Source organism: Actinoplanes sp. CA-030573 (genome assembly GCF_050951115.1).
GTDB lineage: Bacteria > Actinomycetota > Actinomycetes > Mycobacteriales > Micromonosporaceae > Actinoplanes.
In genome coordinates this window covers 7,347,874-7,367,615 of record NZ_CP192038.1, presented here as the reverse complement: position 1 = coordinate 7,367,615, position 19,742 = coordinate 7,347,874, and the positions used below count along the sequence as shown (strand labels likewise).

Here is a 19,742-nt window from a genome sequence, read left to right as displayed (position 1 = left end):
TGATGAGGCGACGGCGGCGACCCGGGGTCTAGCGTCGGACCATGACGCGCATCCGGTGGTGGGATGTTGTGCTCGCCGGCGTGTTCACGGCCGGCATCGGCGTGGAGATCGCCACGACGTTCACGGCGACGCCGGGCCACGCGGTGACCGCGACGCTGATGCTCGCGACCGGTGTGGCGCTGGTGTGGCGCCGCGTCGCGCCGGTTGCGGTCGCCGCCGTCGCCGCGGCCGCCTGCACGGCGCCGGCAGCGTTCGGCCCGCGGGTCGAAACCTTGTCGCTCGGCCTGACGTTCGTCGTGGTCAGCTACTCGGCGATGGCCTACGCACCGGATCTGCGGGCCGCGGTGCTCGGGGGCGGTGTCCTCGCCGCCGGGATGTCGGTGTACAGCTGGACGCTCTATCCCGGCGTGGTGAACCTGCTGATCGCCTGGCTCCAGGGCGGCGCCGTCTTCGTCGTCGGCCTGCTGGTGCGGCGGCAGCGGCGCACCGCCGACACGTCCGAGAAACGCGCCCGGCTCGCCGAGCAGGCGCGCGAGCAGCACGCCGCCGAGGCGGTCGCTGCCGAACGGGCCCGCATCGCCCGTGACCTGCACGACGTGGTCGCGCACGCGATCAGTGTGATCGTGCTCCAGGCCCGCGGCGGCCGGCGGATGCTCGCGGTCGACCCGGCCGAGTCGCGCACCGCCTTCGACGCCATCGAGCAGCTCGGCGAACACGCCCTGACCGACATGCGGCACCTGCTCGGCCTGCTCCGCGCGGCCGCCGACGCCGACCTCGCGCCCCAGCCCAGCCTGCGGCACCTGGACGCGCTCGTCGCCCGGCTGAGCCGGCCCGGCCTGACGATGGTCGCCGACGTGGAGGGCGACCTGGACACGCTGCCGGCGGGCGTCGACATCGCCGGCTACCGGATCGTCCAGGAGTCCCTCACCAACGTCGTCCGGCACGCGGCCGCGAGCACCGCGTCGGTGGCGGTGCGGGTCGAGCCGGCCGCCCTGCGCATCGAGGTCTCGGACGACGGCACCGGCGCCGGCGCGGCCGGGGGCGAGCCGGGATTCGGCCTGCTCGGGATGCGTGAGCGGGTCGCCCTGTACGGCGGCACGCTGGACGCCGGCGCCGCGTCGACCGGCGGCTTCCGGGTCCGCGCGTGCTTGCCGGTGCCAGCATGATCCGGGTGCTGCTGGCCGACGATCAGCGGCTGGTCCGGGCCGGCTTCCGGATGATCCTGCGCGCCGAGCCGGACATCGAGGTGGCGGGCGAAGCGGCGGACGGCGTCGAGGCGGTCGAGGCGGCGCAGCGCCTGCGCCCGGACGTGGTGCTCATGGACATCCGCATGCCCCGCCTGAACGGCATCGAGGCGACCCGCCGGCTGGTGGCGCTGCCGGACCCGCCGCGGATCCTGGTCGTCACCACCTTCGACCTCGACCAGTACGTGTACGAGGCGCTGCGGCTGGGTGCCGGCGGGTTCCTGCTCAAGGACGCTCCCGAGGCCCAGCTGATCGCGGCCATCCGGTCGGTGGTGGCCGGCGTGGCCCTGCTCGACCACGACGTCACCCGCCGGCTCGTCGACGCTTTCGCCGACCGGGCCGCGGCCGGACGGCGACCGCCCGAGCTCGACGGGCTCACCCCGCGCGAGCTGGACGTGCTGCGTGCGCTCGCGCAGGGCCGGTCCAACGCCGAGATCGCCCGCGACCTGTACCTGAGCGAGGCCACCGTCAAGACCCACGTGGCGCACATCCTGACCAAGCTGCATCTGGCCAGCCGGACGCAGGCCGCGGTGCTCGCGTACGAGACCCGGCTGGTCACGCCGCAGTAGCCCGGCCCGTTCCGCCCGGGCCCGGACGCTAGAACAGCTTGCGGAGCTTGAGCAGGTCGAACGGGTTGGCCTTGACCGCGATCTGGCGCGAGGCGATCGCCCGGGTGACGTCCAGCTTGCCGGTGAGCAGCGCGATCAGGTGATCGCTGTCGGCGGTCAGGGCGATCTTTGCCTTCGGGTCGTCGCCGTCGGCGATGTCGAGCAGGCGGCCGCCGCTGAGCCGGGCGTGGAATGCGGTACCCAGGTCGGGGACGCGGCACGCGAGCGTACGCTCGAAGTCGAGTTTTCCCTGCGCATCGGCGTTGCGGTCGAGCTGGGCGGCCAGCGTGCCAAGGGCAGCCCGGCATTCCTCCACGGTGGCCATTCGACACCTTTCCTCGCGACACCTCGCCGTAGCGCACGGTACCTCACGATCGCACGCGAACCGCCCGGTAGCGTGACACCCGACGCGAGCCCCGAGAGGAGCGAATCATGCCGGACGCATGGCGGGCGTATCTGGAGATGGCGCTCGGACTGACCGAGACGCCGCGCAAACGCGCTCAGAAGGCGGTGGGCGACCTGGTCAACCGGGGTGGCGCCACCGCCGCCCAGTTGCAGGGACTGGTCGACGACCTGCTGTCGGCCGGCATGGCCAACCGGGAGGCGCTGACCAACATCGTGCGCTACGAGGTCGACCGGGCCCTGGGTGTGGTCGGGCTGGCCACGGCAGAGGAGGTCACGGAGCTGACCTCCCGCGTACGGGAACTGGAGAAGCAGCTGCGCGACGAGCGCGAGAAAGTCGCCAAGGGTGACGGCGCGCCCGAGGCCGAGGTCGGTGGGACGCGGCTGGACAAGCCCGCGCCGGCGCCGCGCAAGGTCGCGAAGAAGGCGGTCGCGAAGAAGGCCGTGAAGGCGACGCCGAACGCCATGCCGGCGGCGGGGACCACGCCGGCCACGCCGGCCGGGAACGCGCCGGCCCCGACGCCGTCGTCCGCTCCCGCCGCGGCAGCTGCCCCGGCGCCGTCCCCGGTTTCGGCTCCGGCCAAGGCTGCCGCCAAGAAGGCGGCCAAGAAGGCCGGGCCGCCGGCGCCCGACACGCTGTCGGCGCCCATCGCGGAGGCGCTTTCCACGCCGGAGGTCGAGGCGCTGGCGGCGACCGCCTCCGAGGCGAGCCCGGCGGCGGCCAGGAAGGCGCCGGCCAAGAAGGTTTCGCCGGCGAAGAAGAGCGCACCCGTCAAGAAGAGCGCGCCCGCGAAGAAGGCGGCCAAGAAGGCCGCGCCGAGCACCGAACCGGAGGCCTAGGTTCATGACGTTCCCGCACAACCCGCAGCCTGGTCCCCGTCCCGGCCCGCCGCCCGGCGGCGGGTTCCGGCCCGGGCCGCCGCCCGGTGGGGGGATGCGGCCGGCGCCGCCGTTCGGTGGCGGGATGCGGCCGCAGGCGCCGGCGCCGTACGCGGAGCCGGCCGAGCGCCGGATCGTCGAGGAGACCGGGCACCCGGCCGTCGACGCCGCGCTGCGGTCGCTCGCCAACGCCGCTCAGCTGGCGCCGGGCGAGCAGATCGCCGCCTACGAGGCCGCTCACCAGGTGCTGCAGGAGACGCTCGCGAGCATCGAGGGCTGAGCGGATGGCCCGTCGTGCCCGGCTCGACGCCGAGCTCGTGCGCCGCAAGCTGGCCCGCTCCCGCGAGCAGGCGGCGGCCCTGGTCGAGGCCGGCCGGGTGCAGGTGCGCGGCACCGTGGCCCGCAAGGTCGCGGCCATGGTCGACCCGGCCGACCCGGTGCTGGTGACCGGGGCGGATCCGGCCACCGAGTACGTCTCGCGGGGCGGCCACAAGCTGGCCGGCGCGCTCGCGGCCTTCACCGGGCTCGCCGTCTCGGGGCGGCGCTGCCTGGACGCGGGCGCCTCCACCGGCGGCTTCACCGACGTGTTGCTGCGGGCCGGCGCGCGCCAGGTGGTGGCCGTCGACGTCGGCTACGGCCAGCTCGCCTGGCCGATCCGCAACGACGAGCGCGTGGTCGTGATGGAGCGGACCAACGTTCGTACGCTCACCCCGGAAGTGATCGAAGGCCCGGTCGATCTCACCGTGGCCGATCTCTCCTTCATCTCCCTGCGGCTCGTCCTGCCCGCGCTCGCCGCCTGCACCGCGGCCGACGGTGATCTCGCGCTGATGGTGAAGCCGCAGTTCGAGGTGGGCAAGGAGCGGGTGGGGGCCGGCGGCGTCGTGCGGGACTGGCGGCTGCGGGCGGAGGCGGTGCTCGACGTGGCGGCGGCCGGCGCGGAGCTGGGCCTGGGCGTGGCCGGGGTGGCCGCGAGCCCGCTGCCGGGGCCGAGCGGCAACGTCGAGTTCTTCATCTGGTTCCGCCGGGACGCGCCCGGGGCCGATCGCGTGGAGATCGAGCGAGTGGTCGCCGCCGGACCGTCCGGGCAGGTAGCTTCTGGCGCGCCGGAAGTCTTTTTGGAGGACCAATGATGCGGTCGGCCCTGCTGGTGACGCACACCGGGCGCCGGCAGAGCGCCCAGCACGCCCGCGCGGTGGCCCTGGACCTGCTTCAGGCCGGTTTCGAGGTGCGGGTCGTCGCCGAGGAGGTGGCCGACCTCGACCTGCCCGAGGAGGTCACGCCGGTCAGCGGGCCGGAGGCGGCCGAGGGCGCCGAGATCGTGCTGGCGCTCGGCGGCGACGGCACGTTCCTGCGGGCGGCCGAGCTGGCCCGGCCGGTCAAGGCGCCGCTGCTCGGCATCAACCTGGGCAAGGTCGGCTTCCTGGCCGAGGCCGAGATCGACGACATCGACCAGGCGGTGCAGGAGATCGTCGCCGGGACGTACAAGGTGGACGAGCGGCTGACGCTGGACGTCCGGGCCGAGTACGGCGGCCGGGTGATCGCCGAGTCGTGGGCGCTCAACGAGGTCAGCGTCGAGAAGGGGCAGCGGGCGCAGATGCTCGAGCTGCTCGTCGACGTCGACGGGCGGCCGCTGGCCCGGTACGGCTGCGACGGCGTGGTGTGCGCGACCCCGACCGGCTCGACGGCGTACGCGTTCTCGGCCGGCGGCCCGGTGGTGTGGCCCGAGGTCGAGGCGCTGCTGCTGGTGCCGATCAGCGCGCACGCCCTGTTCTCCAAGCCGCTGGTCACGGCGCCGACCTCGTGCTTCGTGGTGACCGTCGACCCGTACACGTCGTTCGCGGTGATGTGCTGCGACGGCCGGCGGACGTGGGACCTTCCGCCGGGTGCGAAGGTCACGGTGGAGCGCGGGCAGTTGCCCGTACGTCTGGTGCGTCTTGCTCCTAAGCCCTTCACCGATGTCCTGGTGGCGAAGTTCGCGCTGCCGGTGGAAGGCTGGCGGGGTAATCGACGCTGATCGTGGGGTCCGCGGTGGGCAATTGTCGGTGGGCACCACTACTGTCTGCCCTGTGCTGGAGGAGTTGCGGATCACCGGGCTCGGCGTCATCGACGACACGACGCTGAAGCTCACGACGGGCATGAACGTCATCACCGGTGAGACCGGTGCCGGTAAGACCATGGTCGTGACCGGCCTCGGGCTGCTGTTCGGCGGCCGGGCCGACGCCGGCCGGGTGCGTGCCGACCCGGGCCGCGCCGTCGTCGAGGGCCGGCTGCGGCTCTCCGGCGCGCTGGCCGACGCGGTGCAGACCCGCATCACCGAGGCCGGCGCCGAGGTCGACGACGACGGCTCGGTGCTGCTCAGCCGCACGGTGACGATCGAGGGCCGGTCCCGCGCACACGTGGGTGGCCGCAGCATGCCGGTGGCCATGCTGGCCGAGGTGGGCGAGCAGGTGCTGGCCGTGCACGGTCAGTCCGACCAGCTGCGCCTGCTGCGCCCGGCCGAGCAGCGTGGCGCGCTCGACCGGTTCGCCGGGCCCGAGCACGAGAAGCTGCTGGAGACCTACCGCGAGGCGTTCGCGCGCTGGCGGGCGGTGGTCGACGACCTGGCCGACCGGCGGCGCAACGCCCGCGCCCGCTCGCAGGAGGCCGACCTGCTCAAGCTCGGGCTCGACGAGATCAGCCGGATCGACCCGCAGCCGGGCGAGGAGGAGGAGCTGCGCGCCGAGGTGCAGCGGCTCGAGCACGCCGAGGGTCTGCGGGTGGCCGCGGCCACGGCGGCCCAGGCGCTGGCCTCCGGCGTCGAGGCCACCGACGACGCCCCCGACGCGGCGCAGCTGCTGGGCCTGGCCCGCCGCACGCTCGAGGCCCAGTCGTCGGTCGACCAGTCGCTGTCCGACCTGGCCGCCCGCATCGAGGAGGCGGCGACCCTGGTCGGCGACGTCGCCAGCGAGCTGTCGGCCTACCTGAGCTCGCTCGACGCCGACCCGGCTCGGCTCGAGCAGATCTACGAGCGGCGGGCCGAGCTGCGCGCGCTGACCCGCAAGTACGCCGACGACGTCGACGGCGTGATCGCCTGGGCCGAGAACGCCCGCACCCGCCTCGCCGCGCTCGACACGTCCGACGAGCTGCTCGAGGAGCTCGACAAGGAGCGCCAGCGCCTGGCGGCCCAGGTCGGCGAGCTGGCCGGCCGGCTGACCACGGCCCGGGCCGAGGCGGCGGTCCGGTTCTCCGAGGCGGTCAGCGTCGAGCTCGCCGGCCTGGCCATGCCGCACGCCCGCGTCGAGGTCGCCGTGGTGCCCCGCACGGCCGGCAAGGACGACCCGACCATCGACGGCCTCCCGGTCGGCCCGGACGGCGCCGACGAGGTCGAGCTGCGCCTGGTGGCCCACCCCGGCGCGCCGTCGCTGCCGCTGCAGAAGGGCGCCTCCGGCGGTGAGCTCTCCCGGGTGATGCTGGCCATCGAGGTCGTCTTCGCCGGCGCGGGCGGCCCACCGACGCTGGTCTTCGACGAGGTCGACGCCGGCGTGGGCGGCCAGGCCGCGGTCGAGATCGGGCGGCGGCTGGCCCGGCTGGCCCGCACCCACCAGGTGCTGGTGGTGACCCACCTGCCGCAGGTGGCCGCGTTCGCCGACCGGCATCTGGTGGTCGCGAAGGACACGGGCGGCGCGATCACGACCAGTGGCGTGCGGATCGTCGAGGAGACGGAGCGGGCCCGGGAGCTGGCGCGGATGCTGGCGGGGCTGCCCGATTCGGATCTGGGGATCGCGCACGCGGAGGAGTTGCTGGCGGTGGCGGGGCGCGAGAAGCGGGGCTGATCAGCGGGACAAGGCGTGGCATGATGGGGCAGGGGACTAGCGGGGCGTTATGCCCTTTTTGTGGGTGAGATCGCGCATGTCGCGTGCCAGGCGTGTGATCCGGCATGTCAGGATGGCCGGGATGCGACTTCCCACTCTGCGCCGTGCCCGCAGTCTCGATCCCGAGGCCGTTGTCGGCACCGCCCGCCTCGACCGGCGCACCAAGCGGCTGACCGGCCGGCTGCGCCCGGGTGACATCGCCGTGATCGATCACGTCGACATCGACCGGGTGGCGGCCGACGCGCTGGTCGCGGCCGGGGTGGCCGCCGTGCTGAACGCCAAGCCGTCGATCTCGGGGCGCTACCCGAACCTCGGGCCCGAGGTGCTCATCAAGAACGGCGTGCTGCTCGTCGACGACCTCGGCGAGGAAGTGTTCGAAGGGCTGCACGAGGGCGACCTGGTCACCATTGACGGCGACACGGTGCTGGTCGGCGGCGAGCCGATCGCCAGCGGGGTCCGGCAGGACACGGACACGGTGGCGGCCGCCATGGCCGATGCCCGCGAGGGGCTGTCGGTGCAGCTCGAGGCGTTCGCGGCCAACACCATGGACTATCTCAAGCAGGAGCGCGACCTGCTGCTCGACGGCGTGGGCGTGCCCGACGTGCAGACCCGGATCGCGGGGCGGCACGTGCTGATCGTGGTGCGCGGCTACGACTACAAGGACGACCTGGACGTCCTGCGGCCGTACATCCACGAGTACAAGCCGGTGCTGATCGGGGTGGACGGCGGCGCCGACGCGCTGGTCGAGAACGGCTATACGCCGGACATGATCATCGGGGACATGGACTCGGTCACCGACGACGTGCTGCGGTGCGGGGCCGAGGTGGTCGTGCACGCCTATCCGGACGGGCGGGCGCCCGGGCTCGAGCGGGTGCACAAGCTCGACGTCGACGCGCTGACCTTCCCGGCCGCGGCGACCAGCGAGGACCTCGCGATGCTGCTGGCCGACGAGAAGGGCGCGACCCTGATCGTGGCCGTCGGCACCCACGCGAACCTGGTCGAGTTCCTCGACAAGGGCCGCGGCGGTATGGCCTCGACGTTCCTCACCCGGCTCAAGGTCGGCGGCAAGCTGGTCGACGCCAAGGGTGTCAGCCGGCTCTACCGGCAGAGCATCTCCGGCTCGGCGCTGCTGCTGCTCGTGCTGGCCGCGGTGGCCGCGATGGCCTCGGCGGTGGCAGTCTCGACGGTCGGGAAGGCGTACCTCACCGTGGTCTCCGAATGGTGGGACAATCTCGTCTTCCAGCTGGGCCACCTCTTCTAGAAGCTCCGAGGCATTTGTCGTGATCAATTTCCGGTACCACGTGGTGTCGCTCACCGCGGTCTTCCTCGCCCTGGCCATCGGCCTGGTCGTGGGCACCGCCGCGCTCAACGGGCCGGTGGCCGACAACCTCAAGAACCAGATCGGCGCGCTGAACAAGGACCTGGGCAACAAGCGGGACCAGATCAACCAGTACCGCGAGGAGATCGACCGCAACCAGGACTTCGCCACCGAGACCGCGCCGGCGCTGCTCAACAACAAGCTGACCGGCCGCAAGCTGCTCGTGGTGGCGCTGCCGGGCACCAACGACTACGCCAACGGCGTGATCGCGATGCTGAAGGTCGCCGGCGCCACGGTCACGGCCAAGGTGACGGTGCAGGACAAGTTCTTCGACCCGAACGGGACCCTCGACCTGCTCGACCTGGCCACCCGCGCGTCGCAGCCGACGATCCAGATGGAGGGGCTGCCGGTCAACAGCGACGCGGTCGAGACGGCCAGCGCCCAGCTCGCGCTCGCGCTGCTCCAGCGGGCCGGCACCCAGGCCAGCCCGGACGACCTGGCGGCGCTGCTCACCGCGTACACCAAGGGCGGCTACCTGGCGGTCGACGACAACGCGACCGGCGGCGCCGAGGCCGCGGTCTTCGTCTCCGGCGAGCCGCCGACGGACAAGGACGCGACCAAGAAGAACCAGGCCGCGCTCATGATGGCCACCCAGTTCGGCAAGGACAAGCCGCTGGTGGTCGGCGGCACCGCGGTCGGCGACGGCAACCTGGTCTCGGCCGTGCGCGGCGACCCCAAGCTGGTTCAGTCGATCTCCACGGTGGACAACGCGAGCACCGTGCAGGGCCAGGTCGCGACCGCGATGGCGACGATCGAGCGGCTGGTGCAGGGCAAGACCGGGCAGTACGGGCTGGCCGCCGGCGCCTCCTCGATGGTGCCGAAGGCCGCCGCCTAGCGGCCGGTCTCTAGACTTCCCAGCCATGGCCACCGGAGTCCTCCGCTCGTTCGGCGCCGGCGCGTCCGTCGCCCGCGGCGCCCTCGCCTGGATCCGCCGCGACCCGAAGTCGGCCGTGCTCGAGCGGACCAACTTCCACGGGCGCACGGTGACGCTGGCCGGCGGGCCCGCGCTCGCCCTCGGCGCCACCGCGGGCGCCGCGCTCGGCGCGCCCAACGCCCGCACGGCGGCCGCCGCGGTCACCGCGGGCCTGGTCTCGGGGGCGGTCGGCTTCTACGACGATGTCGTGGGCAACCGGCCCGAGCAGAAGGCGGCCAAGGGCTTCGCCGGCCACCTCGGCGCGCTGCGCGAGGGGCGGGTCACCAGCGGCCTCATCAAGATCGCCGGCGTCGGCGCGGCCGGCCTCGTCGCGTCGTCCCTGATCGGCGGCAAAAAGGTCGACGTGCTGCTGGGCGCCGGCGTGATCGCCGGCATGGCCAACTTCGTGAACCTGCTCGACCTGCGCCCGGGCCGGGCGATCAAGGCGGGCCTGGTGATCGGGACGCCCCTGGGCGCCGCCGGGGTCGTCGGTGCCGGTGCCGCCCTGCTGCCCGATGACCTGGGCGAGGAGATCATGCTCGGCGACGCGGGCGCGAACGCCATGGGCGCCCTGCTCGGTGTGGCGCTGACCGCGCGTACGGGAACCGCGGGTCGTCTCGTGGCGCTGGCGGCACTCGCCGCCCTCACCGCCGCGAGCGAGAAGGTCAGCTACACCAAGGTCATCCAGGACACTCCGTGGCTGCGCCGGCTCGACGAGCTCGGCCGCCGGCCGGCGTGACGGCCCCGTCCGCGACGAAGATCGCCGGTGCCGCGGCGCTGATCACGGTTCTCACCGTGGTCGCCCGGCTCGCCGGTTTCGCCCGCACCTTCGTCTTCCTGCACACCGTCGGCAACGACGGGCTCGCCAACATCTACAACGCCGCCAACACGATCCCGAACATCGTCTTCGAGCTGGTCGCCGGCGGCGCCCTGGCCAGCCTGGTAGTGCCGCTGCTGGCCACCCACGTGGCCGGCGGCGACCGGGAGCGGGTCGGCGCGGTCGCCTCGGCGCTGCTGACCTGGGTGCTGGTGCTGCTGGTGCCGATCGCGCTGATCGTCGGCCTGCTCGCCGGGCCGATCGCCGGGCTGCTGCCGGATGTGCCGCCCGACCACCAGGCGACGGCCGCGAGCATGCTGCGGGTGTTCGCGCCGCAACTGCCGCTCTACGGCATCGGGATCGTGCTGACCGGCGTGCTGCAGGCGCATCACCGGTTCGCCTGGCCGGTCATCGCGCCCCTGCTGTCGAGCGTGACGGTGATGGCCGCGTACCTCAGCTATGCGGTGATCGACGGGGCCGAGACCGATTTCGGCGGCCTGAGCCGCACCGGTGAGCTCACCCTGTCGGTGGGGACGACGCTCGGCGTGGTCGTGCTGGCGCTCTGCCTGCTGATCCCGCTGCGCCGGCTGCGGCTGCGCCTGCGGCCGGCTCTGCGCTTCCCCGGCGACGAGGGCCGGCAGGCGGTGCGGCTGGGCTGGGCCGGGGCGGTCACCGTCGGCTCCCAGCAGCTGATCACGATCGTGGCCATCGCGCTGACCGCCAGCCGTGGCCTCACCCAGTACACGGCGGCCCAGACGATCTTCCTGCTGCCGTGGGCGGTGCTCGCGGTGCCGCTGGCCACGGCCGTCTATCCGACCTTGGCCGCCTCGGTCGGGCGGGGCGACGAGGAGGCCTACCGGAAGTCGCTCGCCAGCAGCGCCCGCGCCGTGATCCTCGCCGCCGGTCTCGGCGCCGCCGCGCTGCTCGCCCTCGCCTCGCCCGCCGCCTATCTGATCAATGCGGGACCGGCGGCGCCGGGCATCGCCGGCTTCGCGCCCGGGCTGTTCGGTTACGCGCTGTTCGCCCTGCTCTCCCGGGCCCTGTACGCGCGGGGAGCCACCGTGGCCGCGGCCGGCTCGACGGCGGCCGGCTGGATCGTCGGGGCCCTCGCCGGGCTGGCCTCGCTCACCCTCACCGACGACCGCCGCGTGCTCGGCCTCGGCCTGGCCAACGCGGTCGGGATGACCGTGATCGGCGTGCTGCTGGTGCTGGCCGTCCGGCGGCACGCGGGCCCGGCGGCGCTGGCCGGGCTGGCCCGCGCGACCACCGTCGGTATCGTTGCCGCCGGGGCGGCCGCCCTGGCCGGCTTCGGCGTCGTGACCGGAATCGGACACCTCGACGGTGCGGGCCCCACCGTCGGCGGCAGCCTGGCGCAGGGCATGCTGGGCGGCGTCACCGTCCTGGCCGTGTTCGGCGCGGTGGCGTACGCCCTGGACCGGCGGGACATCGGCGCGCTGGTGGCCCGCCTGCGCCGCAAGCGCACCTGAGGGAAGAGGACGCGAAGAAGTGGACGACGGATGGCGCGGCTCGGTGGCGCTGGTGCTGGCCTCGAGCACCGGCGGGATCGGGCAACACGTCGCCTCGCTCGCCCGCGGCCTGCGCGCCGCCGGGTGTGAGGTCCTGGTCTGCGGTCCGGCCGCCACCGACGAGCTGTTCGAGTTCTCCGCGGCGGGCAGCGCGTTCCTCCCGGTCGAGATCCCGGCCAGCCCCGGCGCCTCCGACGCGGGCGCGATCCGGCAGCTGCGCACCGCCCTCGCGAGCCGCCCGATCGACGTGGTGCACGCGCACGGGCTGCGCGCCGGTTTCGTGGCCGGCCTCGCCCGCCCGGGCGTCCCGCTGGTCGTGACCTGGCACAACGCGGTCCTGGCCAAGGGGCTGCGAGGCCAGGCCTCGGCGCTGCTCGAGCGGATCGTCGCCCGCAGCGCCGCCCTCACCCTCGGCGCCTCCGACGACCTGGTCGCCCGCGCACTGGCGGTCGGCGCCCGCAACGCCCGGCTCGGCGCGGTCGCGGCGCCCACGCTCGCCCCGGCCAAGCGCAGCCGGGCGGCGGTGCGGGCGGAGTTCCGGCTCAAGCCCGGCACCCCGCTGATCCTCTCGGTCGGCCGCCTGCACCCGCAGAAGCGGTACGACCTGCTCATCGAGGCCTCGGCCCGGTGGCGCGAGCTCGACCCGGCGCCGGTCGTCGTGGTCGCCGGCTCGGGGCCGAGCTACATGGCGCTGGCCCAGCTCGCGTCCGAGCGACACGCCCCGTTCTCCCTGCTCGGCCGCCGCTCCGACGTGCCCGACCTGCTGGCCGGCGCCGACCTCGCAGTGATCACCAGCGACTGGGAGGCGCGGCAGCTGTTCGCCCAGGAGGCGCTCACCGCCGGCGTGCCGCTGGTGGCGACCGCGGTCGGCGGCATACCGGGCCTGGTCGACGACGCCGCGATGCTGATACCGCCGGGTGACGTCGACGCGGTCGACGCCGCGGTGCGGCAGCTGCTGGCCGATCCGGGGCTGCGCGCCGACTACGCCGTCCGCGGGCCGGAGCGGGCCGCCACCTGGCCCGACGAGGCCGCCACGGTCGCCGACGTGCGGGCGGCGTACGCCGAGGTGACGGCGCTGCCATGAGACGCGTCTGGATCCCGTACGTCCTGGTCGTGCTCGCCGTCGTGGCGAGTCTCGGCGGCCTCGCCGTCCGTCCCGCTCCCGGTGCGCCGCAGAGCACCGTCGACTACGTGATCGTGGCCGGTGCCGCGGGACTGCGCTGGGACGACCTCGACCCGCAACGGACGCCGGCGCTGTGGCGGGAGGCGACCGAGGGCTCGATCGGCTGGCTGTCGGTGCGCTCGGCCCACCGGGTCACCTGCCCCGCCGACGGCTGGCTCACCCTCGGCGCCGGCAACTACGCCGCCTATCCGCGGGTGGCGGGCATCGACGCGTGCGGTGCGCCGAAGCCCGAGCTCGACCGGCCGGACGCGTTCGGCGCCAACATCACCAATCAGCGCAACATCGTGCAGGACAACCAGGACCGGCTCCCGTACGGTGCGGTGCCCGGTTCCCTGGCCGAGTCGGTGCGCTGCACCACGGCCGTCGGCCCGGGCGCGGCGATCGCGGCGGCCCGCCCGTTCGGCCGCGTCGACAAGTACCGCCCCTTGCTGCCCGCCGACCCCACGTCGATGCTCTCCGACTGCGTGCTCAGCTTCGTCGACCTCGGCACCATCACCGGCTCAGGCCCCGGCCGCGCGGCCCTGGTCAAGCAGGCCGACGCGGTCCTGGCCCGGATCGTCGCGGCCCGCCCCGACCGGTCGCTGCTGCTGGTCGCCGGCGTCTCGAACACCGACCAGGGCTCGCGCCTGCACGTCGCGATCGCCGAGGGGAAGGGCTGGAACGGCGGCTGGCTGACCTCGGCCGGCACCGGCCGCGACGGGTACCTCCAGCTGATCGATCTGGCCCCGACCATCCTCACCGCGCTCGGCAAGTCGTCGCCGGCGAAGCTGTTCGCCGGCCACGCCGCGACCGTGGTGCCCGGCAAACCGGACGACGTCGCCGACGCCGTCCAGGGCTCGCACAACGCCGACCAGCGGGCCGGGGCCCAGCGCGGGGTCGCCGCGATCTTCTTCACCGTGCTCGGGATCCTCCAGTTCTGCCTGTTCGCGCTGCTCGTGCCGGTGATGGTCCGGGCCCGCCGGCACAGCGGCCCCAAGGGTCCGGCCCTGCCGTCCCCGCGGGTGGTCGAGGCGGTCGAGCTCGCCCTCATCGCGTCCGCCCTCGCGATCCCGGCCGCGCTGCTGGCCGACGCCTCGCCGTGGTGGCGCGGCGAGCACCCGGCCTGGATCTTCGGGCTGGTCACCGGGGCCCTGATCGTGGCCGGCACGGCCGCCGTACGGCTGTTCCCGCGCTACAAGCGCACCCTGTGGCCGATGACCGCGGTCGCCGGGGTCGGCGCGGCCGTGATCGGGGTCGACCTGATGACCGGCTCGCAGCTGCAGCTCAACGGCGTGGCCGGCTACTCGGCGATCAACGGCGCCCGGTACTCGGGGGTCGGCGGCGTCGGGCTCGGCGTGTTCGTGACCGGCCTGCTCGTGCTGGCCGGCTGCCTGGCCCAGTCGGTGCGCAAGCCGTACCGGCCGGTGGTCTTCGTGCTGCTCGGCGGGCTCGGCGTGGTCATGGTCGGCAGTCCGTTCCTGGGCGCCGACCCGGTCGGCGCGATCGCGGTGACCGCCGGGGTGTGCGTGGCCTCGGCGATCAGCACCGGCGGCTGGCTGACGTTCTCGCGGGCGGCCTGGGCGGCCGTCGCCGGGCTCGCGGTCACCACCGGTTTCGCCGTGGTCGACCTGCGCCGCCCCGAGCTCGAGCAGGGGAGCCTGGGCCGGTTCCTGACCGCGCTGGGCGACGGCAGCGCCGGGCCGGCCATGCAGCGGGCCGCCACGTCGAACGGCGAGACGCTGCTGCAGAGCCCGCTGACGATCCTGGCCGTGATCGGCGTGCTGATGCTCGCCTTCTGCCAGTTCTCCCCGTGGGGCGGCCTGAACCGCCTGTTCGGACTGCACCCGGCGCTGCGCGCGGCCGGCGCCGGCATCACCGTCGCGACGCTGTTCGCGGGCGTGGTCGGCGGCTCGGCGCTGACCGTGGCCGGAGCCGCCGCGGCCGCCGCCGTGCCGACCGCGGTGCTGAGCGCGCTGCGGGTGCTGCTGCACGCCGCCGACCGCACCCGCCCCGCGGGCGAGACCGACGGCCCGGGCGGCCCGCTGCTGCGAGACCCGGGCCTCGCAAATCCGACCAAGATCGGCTAGATACCCCAGACACGCGTCGCGACCAGCCCGAACGTGCGCCCGCGTTCTCAGGTGTTACGGTGGACTCCCGTGGATGGGGCCTCGAGCCCCGGTCTGCAAGACCGACTACAGACAACCCACGGGAGCGGGCGTTGGCCTCATCAGTGCGCGACACGCGGCACATCTTCGTCACCGGGGGCGTCGCCTCCTCGCTGGGCAAGGGCCTGACCGCCTCGAGCCTCGGCAATCTTCTGACCGCGCGCGGACTGCGGGTCGTCATGCAGAAGCTCGACCCCTATCTCAACGTCGATCCCGGCACGATGAACCCCTTCCAGCACGGTGAGGTCTTCGTGACCGAGGACGGCGCCGAGACGGACCTCGACGTCGGCCACTACGAGCGGTTCCTCGACCGGGCGCTCTCGGGCAAGGCGAACGTCACGACCGGGCAGGTCTACTCGACGGTCATCGCGCGGGAGCGGCGGGGCGAATACCTGGGCGACACCGTCCAGGTGATTCCGCACATCACGAACGAGATCAAGAGCCGGATCTTCGCGATGGCCGACCCGGACGAGTCCGGCCGGGTTCCCGACGTCGTGATCACCGAGGTCGGCGGCACGGTCGGCGACATGGAGTCGCTGCCGTTCCTCGAGGCGATCCGCCAGGTGCGCCACGAGGTCGGCCGCGATCACGTCTTCTACCTGCACGTCTCGCTGGTGCCCTACCTGGCGCCCTCGGGCGAGCTGAAGACCAAGCCGACCCAGCACTCGGTCGCGGCGCTGCGCAACATCGGTATCCAGCCGGACGCGCTCATCTGCCGCAGCGACCGGGAGATCCCGGAGAAGCTCAAGCACAAGCTGGCGCTGTACTGCGACGTCGACCGCGAGGCCGTCATCGCCTGCCCGGACGCGCCGAGCATCTACGACATCCCGAAGGTGCTGCACCGGGAGGGCCTCGACGCGTACGTGGTGCGTCGTCTCGGCCTTTCGTTCCGCGACGTGAACTGGTCCACCTGGGACGATCTGCTGCACCGCGTGCACCACCCGAAGCGGACGATCACCATCGCGCTGGTCGGCAAGTACGTGGATCTGCCCGACGCGTACCTGTCGGTGACCGAGGCGATCCGGGCGGCCGGCTTCGCCAACAACGTCAAGATCCAGATCCGCTGGGTGCCCAGCGACGACTGTGAGACCACGGCGGGTGCGGCCGTCGCCCTCAAGGGCGTCGACGGGATCGTCATCCCGGGCGGGTTCGGCGTGCGCGGCATCGAGGGCAAGGTCAACACTTCCCGGTACGCGCGGGAGCACCAGATCCCGATTCTGGGCCTCTGCCTCGGTCTGCAGTGCATGACGATCGACGCGGCCCGCAACATGGCCGGTCTGGCCGGGGCCAATTCGCTCGAGTTCGACGAGCGGGCGCCGTACCCGGTGATCTCGACGATGGCCGACCAGGAGGACATCGTGGCCGGCAAGGGCGACCTCGGCGGCACGATGCGGCTGGGCGCGTACCCGGCCCAGCTGACCGAGGGCTCGATCGTCGCCGAGGTGTACGAGGCGACCGAGATCTCCGAGCGGCACCGGCACCGGTACGAGGTCAACAACGACTACCGGGAGAAGCTGTCCCAGGCCGGCCTGATCTTCTCCGGGACGTCGCCGGACGGCCGGCTGGTCGAGTTCATCGAGCTGGACCGGTCGGCGCACCCGTACTTCGTGGCGACCCAGGCCCACCCCGAGCTCAAGAGCCGCCCGACCCGGCCGCACCCGCTCTTCGACGGCCTGGTCCGGGCCGCGGTCGAGTACGCGGCGGCGGACGAGCTGCCGGTGGCGGTGGACCCGGCATGACCGCGTTCGCCCACGAGACCAAGTCCCGTACCCCGCGCTACGAAGGCCCGATCTTCGCGGTCTTCAGCGACCAGGTGACCATGTCCGACGGCAGCACCGCCGGCCGCGACGTCGTGGAGGCCAAGGGCGCGGTCGGCGTGGTCGCGCTCGACGACGTCGACCGGGTGGTGCTGATCAAGCAGTACCGGCACGCGGTCGGCGGCCGCCTGTGGGAGCTGCCGGCCGGCCTGCGCGACAAATCGGGCGAGGACCTGTGCGTCAGCGCGGCACGCGAGCTGGCCGAGGAGACCGACCTGCACGCGGGCCGGTACGACCTGCTGATCGACCTGCACACGTCGCCCGGCTTCACCGATGAGAAGATCCGGATCTTCCTGGCCCGCGACCTCAGCGCGGTCCCCGAGGCGGAGCGGCACCACCGCACCGACGAGGAGGCCGACATCGAGCTGGCCTGGTTCGACCTGGACGAGGCGGTGGCGATGATCTTCCGCGGCGAGATCACCAACGCCGCCGCGGTGGGTGGACTGCTGGCCGCGGCCCGCGCCCGCGAGGAGGGCTGGGCCACCCTGCGGCCGGTGGAGACGCCGGCGCTCTGATCGGGGCGGGGAGCGGCCGCCCCGAGCGGGGGATCGGATGGTCTCGGGCGATGGCTCGGACGCTCGTGAGCGATGGCTCGGACGGTCGTGAGCGATGGCTCGGACGGTCGTGAGCTGTGATCGGCCCGGTCGTGAGCTTTCGTCGGCCCACCCGTTGTGGGTGGGCCGACTTTACGGCCGGGGTACGACATCTTCGGGCCACCGTCCACAAGCGGCGATTGAGCTTGGCCGACGCGCGCTGATTGCAGGCCCGTGCCCGTTGCTCTCCCGCGCCGTTGCTCGCCGCCGTCGCCGCCGTCGCCGCCGTCGCCGCCGTCGCCGCCGTCGCCGCCGTCGCCGCCGTCGCCGCCGTCGCCGCCGTCGCCGCCGTCGCCGCCGCCGCCGTAGCCGCCGCCGCCGCCGTAGCCGCCGTCGCCGCGGGCTGTTGCGGTCGCGGGCTGTTGCCGTCTCGCGCTGTTGCGCACGAGCGAGCGGCGGAGCCGCTGCTCCACTCGTGGCGCGTATTGGTGAGCAGAGCAAAGGGCGCCGAAACGGCTGCCGCAACCCCCTGTCCACAGCCCCCTCCGCCCGGGCATAAATCGCTTTCCGACCCCGGAACCGGTTTCGTAGGGTGATGCCGGTCTAAGTCGGCATCCGGACGGGGGAAGCTTCACAATGCCGATCGTCGAAGCGCGATCTCTGACCAAGGTGTTCCGCCGCCCCGACAAGGGGCCCGGCCTGGGCGGCGCGGTCAAGCACCTGTTCGCCCGCCGGTACACCGACAAGGTCGCGGTCGATCACGTCGATCTGTCCATCGAGGCCGGCGAGGCGGTGGCGTACGTCGGGCCCAACGGCGCCGGCAAGTCGACGACGGTCAAGCTGCTCAGCGGCATCCTCGTGCCGACCGAGGGTGAGGTTCGCATCGACGGGCTGCAGCCGCAACGCGACCGGACCGCGGTGGCGCACAAGATCGGCGTCCTCTTCGGGCAGCGCACGCAGCTGTGGTGGGACCTGCCGGTGGCGGAGTCGCTGGCGGTGCTGCGCGACATCTACGGCATCGACCATGGCACGTACCGCAAGCGGCTCGCCCGCTTCGACGACGTGCTCGAGCTGGGGGAGATCCTGCCGGTGATCGGCCGCAAGCTGTCGCTCGGGCAGCGGATGCGGGCCGACCTGGCGGCCGCGCTGCTGCACGCGCCGCAGGTCGTCTACCTCGACGAGCCGACCATCGGGCTCGACCTGGCGGTGAAGGACCGGGTGCGCGAGTTCTTCCGGGCGGTACGCGACGAGGGCACCACCGTCATGTTGACCAGCCACGACCTGGCCGACATCGAGGGCTTCTGCCGCCGGCTGGTGATCATCGACGCGGGCCGGATCATCTTCGACGGCGACCTCGAGGCGGTGAAGGACACGTTCGCCCGCGAGCGGATCCTGCACGTGGAGACGACCGGGCCGGCGCCGCTCGAGCGGCTGCGCGCGTCGCTGCCGGGCGCCGAGGTCACCGTCGACGAGGGTGACAACCGGTACGCGGTGCGCTTCGACCGGTTCGCGATGACCGCGGGGCAGGCCGTCACGGCGATGGCCGGGCTGACCGAGCTGGTCGACTTCCGGGTCGACGAGCCGAGCATCGAGGACGTGATCCGCCGGGTCTACTCCGGTGAGCTGGTGCTCGACCGATGAGTGAGCTGGTGCGACCGCTGAGGGCCTACCGCGCGCTGGCCCGGGCCACCGCCCGGGCGGTGCTGACCTACCGGTTCAACCTGCTGCTCGGCATGGGCGCCGTGCTCATGCAGCTCGTCGCGCTGCTCGCGGTCTGGCGGGTGGTGCTGGCCGAGTCGCCGTCGGTGAACGGCTTCACCTGGCCGCAGATGCGGGCCTACCTGCTGGTGGCGTTCGCGGCCGGCACGGTGATCTCGGTGCTGGGCGACTTCCGGATGGCGTTCCGGATCCTGGACGGGGACGTGGCGCTCGACCTGGCCAAGCCGATCGACTACCAGAGGGCCCGGTTCGCCGAGGCGCTCGGCGGTCTGTGGATCGAGGTGCTGCTCATCGCCGTCGTCGCGGGCGTCACCATGTCGATCGTCGGCGGGGTCGACGTGCCGGCCGGATCGGCGCTCGCCCTCTTCGCCCTGAGCATGCTGCTGCTCGTACCGCTGAAGTTCTTGATCGTCTATGTCAGCACGCTCGCCTGTTTCTGGACGCAGAACTACATGGGGGTGCAGTGGGCGCGCATCGCGGTGGTGAACCTGTTCTCCGGCGCGATGATCCCGCTGGTCTACCTGCCGGGCTGGCTGGCGACGGCGGCGCAGTGGTCGCCGTTCGCCGGGCTCACCTCGACCCCCGCGCTGATCTTCCTGGGCCGGGTCGACGTGCCGCAGGGGCTGGTGCTGGTCGCGGTGCAGCTCGGCTGGGTGCTGGCTCTCTGGTTCGGCGCGCGCCTGATCTGGCGGGTGGCCGTGCGGCGACTGACGATCAACGGAGGATGA

19 protein-coding genes are annotated in these 19,742 nt (G+C 73.3%); 18 read left to right on the top strand and 1 reads right to left on the bottom strand.

The features are described from left to right. The first annotated feature begins 41 nt into the window (after positions 1-41). Together ACQP2F_RS33855 and ACQP2F_RS33850 are read left to right on the top strand one after the other, a co-directional pair. Entirely contained in the window at positions 42-1,166 is a 1,125-nt protein-coding gene (locus tag ACQP2F_RS33855) for a sensor histidine kinase (protein ID WP_433294723.1), read from the top strand. Beyond that, on the top strand, positions 1,163-1,813 hold the full coding sequence (locus ACQP2F_RS33850; protein ID WP_433294721.1) for a response regulator: 651 nt from the start codon (positions 1,163-1,165) through the stop codon (positions 1,811-1,813). The genes ACQP2F_RS33855 and ACQP2F_RS33850 overlap by 4 nt, the downstream gene beginning before the upstream one ends. A 28-nt stretch (positions 1,814-1,841) precedes the next feature. Here ACQP2F_RS33850 and ACQP2F_RS33845 read toward each other — a convergent pair whose 3' ends face one another. Beyond that, positions 1,842-2,177, bottom strand: a complete 336-nt coding sequence (locus ACQP2F_RS33845) for an SCP2 sterol-binding domain-containing protein (RefSeq protein ID WP_433294719.1) — start codon at positions 2,175-2,177, stop codon at positions 1,842-1,844. A gap of 107 nt (positions 2,178-2,284) precedes the next feature. On the opposite strand from ACQP2F_RS33845, the gene ACQP2F_RS33840 reads away from it, so the two are divergent. The 16 genes from ACQP2F_RS33840 (at position 2,285) to ACQP2F_RS33765 (ending at position 19,742) form a co-directional block, all read left to right on the top strand. Further along, a complete protein-coding gene (locus tag ACQP2F_RS33840; RefSeq protein ID WP_433294717.1) occupies positions 2,285-3,094 on the top strand; it encodes a phasin family protein in 810 nt (269 codons plus the stop codon). 4 nt (positions 3,095-3,098) lie between these two features. After that, positions 3,099-3,413, top strand: coding sequence for a hypothetical protein (locus ACQP2F_RS33835; RefSeq protein ID WP_433294715.1), 315 nt, complete (start codon positions 3,099-3,101; stop codon positions 3,411-3,413). A gap of 4 nt (positions 3,414-3,417) precedes the next feature. Continuing rightward, positions 3,418-4,263, top strand: a complete 846-nt coding sequence (locus tag ACQP2F_RS33830; protein WP_433294713.1) for a TlyA family RNA methyltransferase — start codon at positions 3,418-3,420, stop codon at positions 4,261-4,263. After that, complete coding sequence (locus tag ACQP2F_RS33825) at positions 4,260-5,147, top strand: NAD kinase (protein ID WP_433294711.1); 888 nt, start codon at positions 4,260-4,262, stop codon at positions 5,145-5,147. The genes ACQP2F_RS33830 and ACQP2F_RS33825 overlap by 4 nt, the downstream gene beginning before the upstream one ends. 52 nt (positions 5,148-5,199) lie before the next feature. Further along, on the top strand, positions 5,200-6,945 hold the full coding sequence (gene recN, locus ACQP2F_RS33820; protein ID WP_433294709.1) for a DNA repair protein RecN: 1,746 nt from the start codon (positions 5,200-5,202) through the stop codon (positions 6,943-6,945). Between the two features lie 121 nt (positions 6,946-7,066). Beyond that, positions 7,067-8,245, top strand: a complete 1,179-nt coding sequence (gene steA / locus ACQP2F_RS33815; protein WP_433294707.1) for a putative cytokinetic ring protein SteA — start codon at positions 7,067-7,069, stop codon at positions 8,243-8,245. Positions 8,246-8,264: 19 nt separating this feature from the next. Continuing rightward, complete coding sequence (locus ACQP2F_RS33810; RefSeq protein ID WP_433294705.1) at positions 8,265-9,197, top strand: copper transporter; 933 nt, start codon at positions 8,265-8,267, stop codon at positions 9,195-9,197. A 25-nt stretch (positions 9,198-9,222) separates the two neighbouring features. Further along, entirely contained in the window at positions 9,223-10,014 is a 792-nt protein-coding gene (locus ACQP2F_RS33805; RefSeq protein WP_433294703.1) for a hypothetical protein, read from the top strand. Continuing rightward, a complete protein-coding gene (gene murJ, locus ACQP2F_RS33800) occupies positions 10,011-11,579 on the top strand; it encodes a murein biosynthesis integral membrane protein MurJ (protein WP_433294701.1) in 1,569 nt (522 codons plus the stop codon). Before ACQP2F_RS33805 ends, murJ begins: the two co-directional genes overlap by 4 nt. Before the next feature lie 19 nt (positions 11,580-11,598). Further along, positions 11,599-12,702 carry a glycosyltransferase family 4 protein gene (locus tag ACQP2F_RS33795; protein WP_433294699.1) on the top strand — a complete coding sequence of 368 codons (1,104 nt, stop codon included), beginning with the start codon at positions 11,599-11,601 and terminating at the stop codon, positions 12,700-12,702. Beyond that, complete coding sequence (locus ACQP2F_RS33790) at positions 12,699-14,867, top strand: hypothetical protein (RefSeq protein ID WP_433294697.1); 2,169 nt, start codon at positions 12,699-12,701, stop codon at positions 14,865-14,867. The genes ACQP2F_RS33795 and ACQP2F_RS33790 overlap by 4 nt, the downstream gene beginning before the upstream one ends. 131 nt (positions 14,868-14,998) lie before the next feature. Then, positions 14,999-16,684: a CTP synthase gene (locus ACQP2F_RS33785; protein WP_433294695.1), complete on the top strand. Its 1,686-nt coding sequence runs from the start codon at positions 14,999-15,001 to the stop codon at positions 16,682-16,684. After that, positions 16,681-17,277 carry an NUDIX domain-containing protein gene (locus ACQP2F_RS33780; protein ID WP_433294693.1) on the top strand — a complete coding sequence of 199 codons (597 nt, stop codon included), beginning with the start codon at positions 16,681-16,683 and terminating at the stop codon, positions 17,275-17,277. Before ACQP2F_RS33785 ends, ACQP2F_RS33780 begins: the two co-directional genes overlap by 4 nt. A gap of 275 nt (positions 17,278-17,552) precedes the next feature. Beyond that, positions 17,553-17,891: a hypothetical protein gene (locus ACQP2F_RS33775; RefSeq protein ID WP_433294691.1), complete on the top strand. Its 339-nt coding sequence runs from the start codon at positions 17,553-17,555 to the stop codon at positions 17,889-17,891. Between the two features lie 40 nt (positions 17,892-17,931). Continuing rightward, entirely contained in the window at positions 17,932-18,936 is a 1,005-nt protein-coding gene (locus ACQP2F_RS33770; RefSeq protein WP_433294689.1) for an ABC transporter ATP-binding protein, read from the top strand. Beyond that, a complete protein-coding gene (locus tag ACQP2F_RS33765) occupies positions 18,933-19,742 on the top strand; it encodes an ABC transporter permease (RefSeq protein WP_433294687.1) in 810 nt (269 codons plus the stop codon). Before ACQP2F_RS33770 ends, ACQP2F_RS33765 begins: the two co-directional genes overlap by 4 nt.